This is a genomic window from Pseudomarimonas arenosa, assembly GCF_014841215.1.
GTDB lineage: Bacteria > Pseudomonadota > Gammaproteobacteria > Xanthomonadales > Xanthomonadaceae > Pseudomarimonas > Pseudomarimonas arenosa.
The window spans coordinates 249611-256644 of the sequence record NZ_JACYTR010000001.1 but is presented as its reverse complement, the minus strand read 5'-3'; the positions used below and the strand labels follow the sequence as shown (position 1 = coordinate 256644).

General features: G+C 62.0%; 9 protein-coding genes. 1 reads left to right on the top strand and 8 read right to left on the bottom strand.

The genetic code is table 11. The features are described 5' to 3' along the window. Nucleotides 1-308: 308 nt before the first annotated feature. Nucleotides 309-701 carry a hypothetical protein gene (locus IFO71_RS01070; RefSeq protein WP_192027662.1) on the top strand — a complete coding sequence of 131 codons (393 nt, stop codon included), beginning with the start codon at nucleotides 309-311 and terminating at the stop codon, nucleotides 699-701. 127 nt (nucleotides 702-828) lie between these two features. Here IFO71_RS01070 and IFO71_RS01065 read toward each other — a convergent pair whose 3' ends face one another. From IFO71_RS01065 to IFO71_RS01030, 8 genes are all read right to left on the bottom strand, one after another. Further along, entirely contained in the window at nucleotides 829-1722 is an 894-nt protein-coding gene (locus IFO71_RS01065; protein WP_192027661.1) for a S41 family peptidase, read from the bottom strand. A 166-nt stretch (nucleotides 1723-1888) separates the two neighbouring features. Then, entirely contained in the window at nucleotides 1889-2578 is a 690-nt protein-coding gene (locus IFO71_RS01060; protein WP_192027660.1) for a hypothetical protein, read from the bottom strand. A 240-nt stretch (nucleotides 2579-2818) separates the two neighbouring features. Then, nucleotides 2819-3229, bottom strand: coding sequence for a GFA family protein (locus IFO71_RS01055; RefSeq protein WP_192027659.1), 411 nt, complete (start codon nucleotides 3227-3229; stop codon nucleotides 2819-2821). 75 nt (nucleotides 3230-3304) lie between these two features. Beyond that, entirely contained in the window at nucleotides 3305-3577 is a 273-nt protein-coding gene (locus IFO71_RS01050; protein ID WP_192027658.1) for a hypothetical protein, read from the bottom strand. Beyond that, the gene (locus tag IFO71_RS01045) at nucleotides 3577-4524 is read right to left on the bottom strand and encodes an MBL fold metallo-hydrolase (RefSeq protein ID WP_192027657.1); all 948 of its coding nucleotides are present in this window, start codon (nucleotides 4522-4524) and stop codon (nucleotides 3577-3579) included. The genes IFO71_RS01050 and IFO71_RS01045 overlap by 1 nt, the downstream gene beginning before the upstream one ends. Nucleotides 4525-4563: 39 nt before the next feature. Further along, nucleotides 4564-5316, bottom strand: coding sequence for a class I SAM-dependent methyltransferase (locus IFO71_RS01040; RefSeq protein WP_192027656.1), 753 nt, complete (start codon nucleotides 5314-5316; stop codon nucleotides 4564-4566). A 44-nt stretch (nucleotides 5317-5360) separates the two neighbouring features. Further along, nucleotides 5361-5813: an SRPBCC family protein gene (locus IFO71_RS01035; protein WP_192027655.1), complete on the bottom strand. Its 453-nt coding sequence runs from the start codon at nucleotides 5811-5813 to the stop codon at nucleotides 5361-5363. 83 nt (nucleotides 5814-5896) lie between these two features. Continuing rightward, nucleotides 5897-6997, bottom strand: coding sequence for a TraB/GumN family protein (locus IFO71_RS01030; RefSeq protein WP_192027654.1), 1101 nt, complete (start codon nucleotides 6995-6997; stop codon nucleotides 5897-5899). Nucleotides 6998-7034 lie beyond the last annotated feature (37 nt).

Here is a 7034-nt window from a genome sequence, read left to right as displayed (position 1 = left end):
CGGCTGCTGTCGCAGCTACGCGGGACTGCGTCCCGATCTCGCCCAAGTGGGCCCACCACTTGGGCTCGTCGCGCCTTGCACTCGACGCAAAGTCCTCGGTGATCATCCGCGCCCCCTCATGAAGTATCCGGCCTAGGTGGATTTGCAGGTTAAGAGGGCCGTTAATCTGCGCGCAATCTGTCGCTGGATGGATTGGGTTAGGCTGTAGCGGTCGGCAGCTCGTGCCGGCCAGGCGAACTTCCTCGCCTTTTCAGACTCCATTCGCCGCGGCGCAAGTCTCGCCGCCCCGAACCGAGGAGGACGACTCCATGACCCATCAGGATAGCTATCAACTCTTTATGGATGCGCTCGACGTGGTCAATCGCTCATTGAAAGCGAACCGCGGTCAAGGCATCTACGGAAAACTCATCGAGGGTTTCGACAAGTACCTCAACGGCCATGTCTCGGCCGTGGGTGTGTATGGTGAAGACCCCAAGCATCCCTACGATTACTTCACCATCAAGTACCTGGACGGACGGTTTGAACTGGTTGAGCGCGGCAAGGGCGAGCACAGCACGCATTGGCGCGCGTCAAAGCGCTATCTGGAAAGCCTGGTCGACGACCCGCAAACCTATATCGATCATCCGGCCAAGCTTGATTTCGATTGGCTGAAGACAATTCTGCCGGACAGCATGGCCAGCCTGTTCAAGAAGGCGGCCTGAGCGAGCGGGGCGAGACCTGGAGTTCCAGGCGCGACGAGTCCGGCACAAGTCCGGACTCGACAGCCCAAACGTAGGGCGTTTCGACCCGCCGATTCAAAGGCTCAATCCTGAGCGGCGGGTCGAGACGCTACAATTCGGCTTCGTTGCTCGGCGCCGTAACCTTCGCCAACTGCATTACCTGGTCCAGCGCCTTCTCAGCGGCGATGGGGTGATCCGGAACTACACCGGTGGTTTCCCAGTTGCGCCGACTGATCGGGTTGATTGGCGTGCCAGTGGAAATGAAGATCGAGTAGCCGTCGCCGAGTCGAAACAGGTCGCCCGGATTGGCAGCGCCGGCACTGGTTTCGCCAACGATGCTGGCTCGACCGGCTTGTTGCAGGGTGTAGGCGAAGGCCTCCGCTGCCGACCCGGTGCGCGCGCTGATCAGTACGAACAGCGGAACGTCGAGACGTGGCTGTGCATGCCACTCGCGGGGTGCTTCGCTGGCCGTGCCCTGCCGATAGTGAAACGTGTTGTAGATGTCGGCGCCCTTCTCGGTGAAGGCGCTACTGAGATAGCCGACCATGTGCGGCGACCCGCCGCCGTTCTCGCGCAAGTCGATGATCATCGCCTCGGTGTGGCTGAGCTCGGCCAGGGCCGAGTCAACTGCGTTGCGCGCCGGTGCCCGCCGATCACCGAATTCGAAGTGCTCAAAGCTGCGCAGTTCCAGATAGCCGACATTGCCTGGCAGCAGCTTCACCTGGGCGATGCCGTGCGGCAAGTTCGGCCCACGACGCATGGTAAGTGGTGCTGCAGGGTCCGACCAGATCACGCGAAAATGGCGGTCGTGTTCGTAGAGCCGCTCCGAAAGTGACTGTGCCAGCGCCTTGGGTGCGCTGATGGCGGCGAACTTGTCTTCGGCGGCCTCGCTGCGCAGCTGAGCGGCGATCAGCTTGGCGCGCTCGAGGTCAAAGAACCGATCCTCGATTGCTTGCGCCACCCTCTCGACCACGACGTTGGCAGGGCTGCCCCGTGCACTCACGGGAAAGACAGCGAGCGCGGCGCAAAGAATGATCAGCGGGCGACAAAGCATCAGCAGGGAGCCCCGCGTTTGAACGAACCGATAGCCTTGATAGCGGAGTGGCCGCCTGCGCGCGCGGGCCATAAGTTGGTCAGTTTGCTGATAGCGCCTGTAGCCTGACAGAAGCTCAGCCGCTGGTTCGACGTTGCCGAAAGGCCAGATAGGCCAGCACCGCGTAGGCGAACAACAGGAACGGCGCCGCTAGCAGCGATAACGCCGACAACATCACCACGATGCCGTAGGACAGGTCGGCAGACGAGCGCTGTTCCGGGGCGATGCCCGACATCAATGAAAACACCACGTGTTCCAGGTTGAGTGCGCTGAGTGCCACGATGATCAGCACGATCGGCAGTAGACAGCCCACAACACTGGCGCCGAACGACAGGCCGGCGCCGCGTCGCAGGAACAGTGCCAGCAGGGCAACCCGCCAGCTGGCCACCACGGCGAGAAACCAGGCGTTTGCCGACTGCGCTGCGCTCAAGGACATGAAACGCTCCACAGGAATCGCGTAGAGCAGCGCCGGTGGCGAGCACAGGGTGAGGAAGATCAGCATGCTGCGAAACGACCAGCGCGGCGGACGCAAGGGATAGATCACAGCCCACAGCAGACACGCCAGCAGCAGCACATAGGCCACAGAGCCAAGCCCCAGATACTGCCAAAGCTCAGCGCGTGGGTTGTCCCAATAGCGTCCGATACCCGCCAGCCAGGTCATCAGCAGGCCAAACGCAAGATAGCTAGGCCAATGTGTGCGAATCGCTGCACTTGGCGATTGGAACGTCAGTACACGGACATTGTCGAGGATGACTTGCTTCAGCATGGCTCGATCTTATCAGGCTGCTGAAATACTCATTTCAGCAGCCTGATATCGCGCGCCAAGGACGGCGCGCTCGGAAAACAAACCCGCAAGATTTTGGTTTCCGGCAAACCGTTCGACAGGCTCACGGCAGGTGTGGCGCGGCTTTGCCGCGACCGTACCCTCAACAGTCATCGTGGCGACCTGAAGCTGAAACTCGATTCGGTGACCGATCAGGCTGCTGAGACTTGTTTCAGCCGCCTGCTACTGGCTGCGCTCCGGCTCGCGGCCATCGTAGCAGGGAAGATCGGCATTCATGTCCTCCCAGTTGGCGCGCGAGGAAACGAAGTTGTGCGAGATGGGGCGCTCATCGATAGCGGAGTCGAGCGCGCCTAGCCGCAGCCGCAGCCGGGATGGATCCGAGCTGTTGGAGCTGTACAGGGGTGAGGCGCAGATGCCGCAGAAGTGCCGCGCGCGACCCGGCGAGGTTTGAAACGAGCGAATGCTTTCCGCGCCCTGCACGATGCGCAGCCCGGCGGCGGAAATAAAGCCATTGGTTGCGTAGGCCGTGCCGCTGGACTTGCGGCAGCAGGAGCAGTGGCAGTGAATGATGCTGGAGATGCCACCCTGCACTTCCAGCATGACGGCTTTGCAAAGACAACTGGCCAGATACAACGGAAGACCTCCTGGGTCAGGGTAATCGAGGGTGATCGGACCTGTGTCTCCATCGGCCCACGGTTGACGGGGCGATTAGAACAACGATCCGAAGAAGTCGGCCACGCCTTCGACCAGGGTGCTGAGGCTTTCGCTGATCAGATCGATCAAGTCGCTGGCGAATTCGAGCAAGCCTTGGTCAGCCGCCAGACTTGGCAGGACCACGCCGGTGACCGACACGGCCAGCATCGAGCCGGAAACCATGCCGATGCCGGACACACCGATCACGATCAGGGCCGAGATCAGCATGATCAGGCTGAGGCCGGCGATCAGCCGCTTGAATGCCGAGAACTTCCTGCCCTTCTGCATCAATGGCTTCCTTCAGCACTCTGGAACTTGCCTTCCTGCCTCAACTTAACGCCTTGGTACACCATCTCTACCCAGGGCTCGATCTTGAGAAAGCCGTTGCCCCACGTGGCGTCGAATTCGGCGCTGGGCTTGGCGGCCTTGACCTGCTCCAGGCTGTTGCCGTCGGCGACCAGCGCGTTCATGCGCTGCGCCACCTTGGCCAGCATGTTGCGGTAGGTTTCCAGTTCGGCCTTGTTCGACAGGGGGCCGTGACCGGGAATGATCTTGGTGTTGTCGTCGACGATTGCCAGTAGCTTGTCCACTGCCTGCACCATGCCGTCGATATGGCCGCCGCTACCCCAGTCGATCACCGGATAGAAGCCGTTGAAGTACAGATCCCCTGTGTGCAGCACGTTGGCCTGCGGGAAGTAGACGTAGGCATCGCCGTCGGTGTGCGCATGGCTGATGTGGCGGGCATCCAGCGTCAGTCCGTTGAGGTGGAACTGAATGTCATGGCCGAAGGTGACCACCGGCAGGGCATCGCCGACCGCGGGTGCCACTTCGCGCTTGAAGGCCTCCATGAATCCACCGGCTTCCATGCGTTTGCGCACGTTGTGGTGGGCCACGATCACCGCGCCAGCCTTGCCAAGGTTCTCGTTGCCACCGGTATGGTCGTGGTGCCAGTGCGTGTTAAGTACGAAGCGGATCGGCTGGTCGCTGAGTTGCCTGACCTTGGCTTCGATCGCCGGGGTGAGATTGGCAAACTGGTCATCGATCATGACCACACCATCGTCGCCCACGCTGAGGCCGATGTTGCCGCCGGAGCCCTGCAACATGTGCAGCCCATGGCCGAGGTCGGTGCTGGTGATTTCAACCATGCCGCTCTGGGCCCCGGCCGAGGTCAACGTCACGGCCCATGTGGCGACCGCGATGGCTATCCAGCGCTGGCAAAGGTGACGAAAGGGCATGTGGTTCTCCTGGGTTGGATTGAGCGAAGTGTTAAGGGGCTAGACCCAGCCAGCGACCATCACGCGCTTGCGGTGTACCAGCTGTTCATAGCCATCATCCGGCACCGGCAGCACTTCAACGCGGGCAAAGCCGATGCGCTGCATGATCCAGACCAGTGCTTCGACGCTGGGCACCAGGCAGATGCCGGTGGTGGATGCTTCCGGGCCATGGGTTTCTTCGGTCTCGTCGATGATGCCGAAGCTGCCTTTCAGCGGTCGCACAAAGCGGTAGCTGCCGTAATCCACCCAGCCGGTCAGGCCCGGCACCACCTGGGTTTCCACCAGACACAGACGTTTGCACAGGGCGCGCGCGACGCGCAGCGCACCGACCGGATTCTCCAGGTGATAGATCAGGCCAAAACAGAGCACCAGATCGTGCAGGCCAAACTGCTCGGCGCTCATGGCGTGCACATCGCTCTGGCCAATCTGCCAGTTGTTCAAACCCATGGCATCGCGCGCCAGAGTGGCATCGGCCACGTGCTCATCGCGGGTATCCACGCCCAGGACACTGGCGAAGCCGCGCTGCGCCAGGTGCGCCGAGAACCAGCCTTGGTGACAGGCGATATCGATGGCGCTGAGCTGCTCGAATCGACCGCCGAACTCACGATCAAGCGCTGCATCGAGCATCTGCGTGCGAGTGTGGTGGATCAGGTCGAGCTTGCCGCCATCGTAGGTTGGGGCGGTGGCGCCGGAGGGCAGACGAAACGGGTAAAACCAGGTCTTGCCCAGGACGCGGGCCTCTAGATCATTCATGTGCAGCACAGTCTGTCTGTCAGGTCGGCCCGCATTGTATCGGCTCAGCCGGCGGGAGGGCCGGATTCGGCGCAGAACCTGGCCAGGGTGAGGGCCTCGCCCCAGCCGGTGGCGCAGTCCATCCAGCATCGACGCCCCCGGTCATGATCCGGGTAACCCTGGTCGCATACCGAAATACGTGTGCCCTGCGGGGCGTCGCTGAAGCTCAGACTGACGCGTGTTCCGCCTTCAAGACGCTGCATCTGCCAGCGAAACACCAGGCGGGCCGGCGGCTCGATCACTTCGATCAGACCATCTTCCTCGGCATGGATGCGATCGGCGCCGAAGCCGGCCCAGCGAAAGCGCATGGCTCCGCCGGGTCGCGGGTCCATCTGCATGCCCTGGGTGAACCAGCGATCCCAGCCGGCCGCCGAGCCAAACAGGGCGAAACAGGCCGCTCGCGGGGCTCGCACCAGGGTGGCATGTTCAATGTCGGGCAGGTAGCGCATGAGGTCCATGCTACGCCGACTGCGCCAGCCAAGCGCCCGGTCGGCTGTTCGCCGACTGGACGCCCGCCGTTGTGCGAGGGTGCTGTTACAGATCAGCGCTCGACCAGAGCTTCGTTGCCGACCGTGTCCGGCTCAGCCTCGCTGACCGCTGCGGAGACTTGGTCCTCGCCTTGGCCCGGTGCTTCGATCAGGTAGCCGCGTTCGGCCAGACGGTCGAGGTAGCTGTCTTCGCCCACCACCAGCGGCATCGGCAATACGGCAAAGCTTTGCGCGTGCTGACTCAGGGTTTCTTCTGCCTTGGTCAACCATTCGTCGCGCAGGCGTTGCTCAATGTTAAGCAGCCCATGGCGTTCGGCGACCTTGGTTTCCAACAAGGCATCCGCGCAGGAGCGGTAGGTCTGGGTGATGGTGAGCTGGCGCAGTATCTCGGTTTCACCCACCGCCCAGGCGTTGGCCCGCAGCTTCATCTGTTCGATCTCGCCACCCACCCGATCGAGCATGCGGCGGAAACACTCGGTGTCTTCCAGTGCGGTGGTGTTGAACTCCTTCAGCGCCTGTTTGGGGTCTTCAAAGCGAATCTCGATGCTGGGTCGCACCTGCTCCAGCTTGGCCTTCTTGGCCAGCTTGTTCACCCGCTCGGAAACGAAGTTGTCCAGCGTCATATCGTTCTTGCGGATGGCCTTTTCCATCAGCTCCTGCGCGGCCACCAAGGGGCGACGCTTCTCGACGCTGCCTGAGCGGCCAATGTATTGCTGCTTGAGCTGCAGCCAACGCTGGTACAGCTCGTCCGGCAGAACATCCTTGAGCTTCTGCTTCTCCGGATTGTTGCGGGTCTTCATGATCGAGGGCAGCAGGAACACCGCCCGCAGCATGCCGCCCTTCACGCTGAAGTTGAGGCTGGGTTGGCGCAGAAAGGCGCTGGAATCGGCAATTCGCTGTTCCACCTCGGCGGCATTCCATTGCATGCGCTTGGGCAAGGGCAGCAAGGTGCCGAGTACCCACATCTGATGACCATCCTTGCTCACTCGCCATAGCCCAGGGCCGGGTTGTTCGCCGCTGACCACCACCGTGGTGGGCAGGGTGGCAAGGGGTGCTTCGTTGGCCTCCGCTGAACGTGCGATGGCGCCGTCGCTGATGGCCAGAACGCTGCCGACCAGCATCAGCCAACACAGGTATCGCTTACATCCACCCATACACTCTCGCTCCACATTGATTCACGTTGAGATCCGC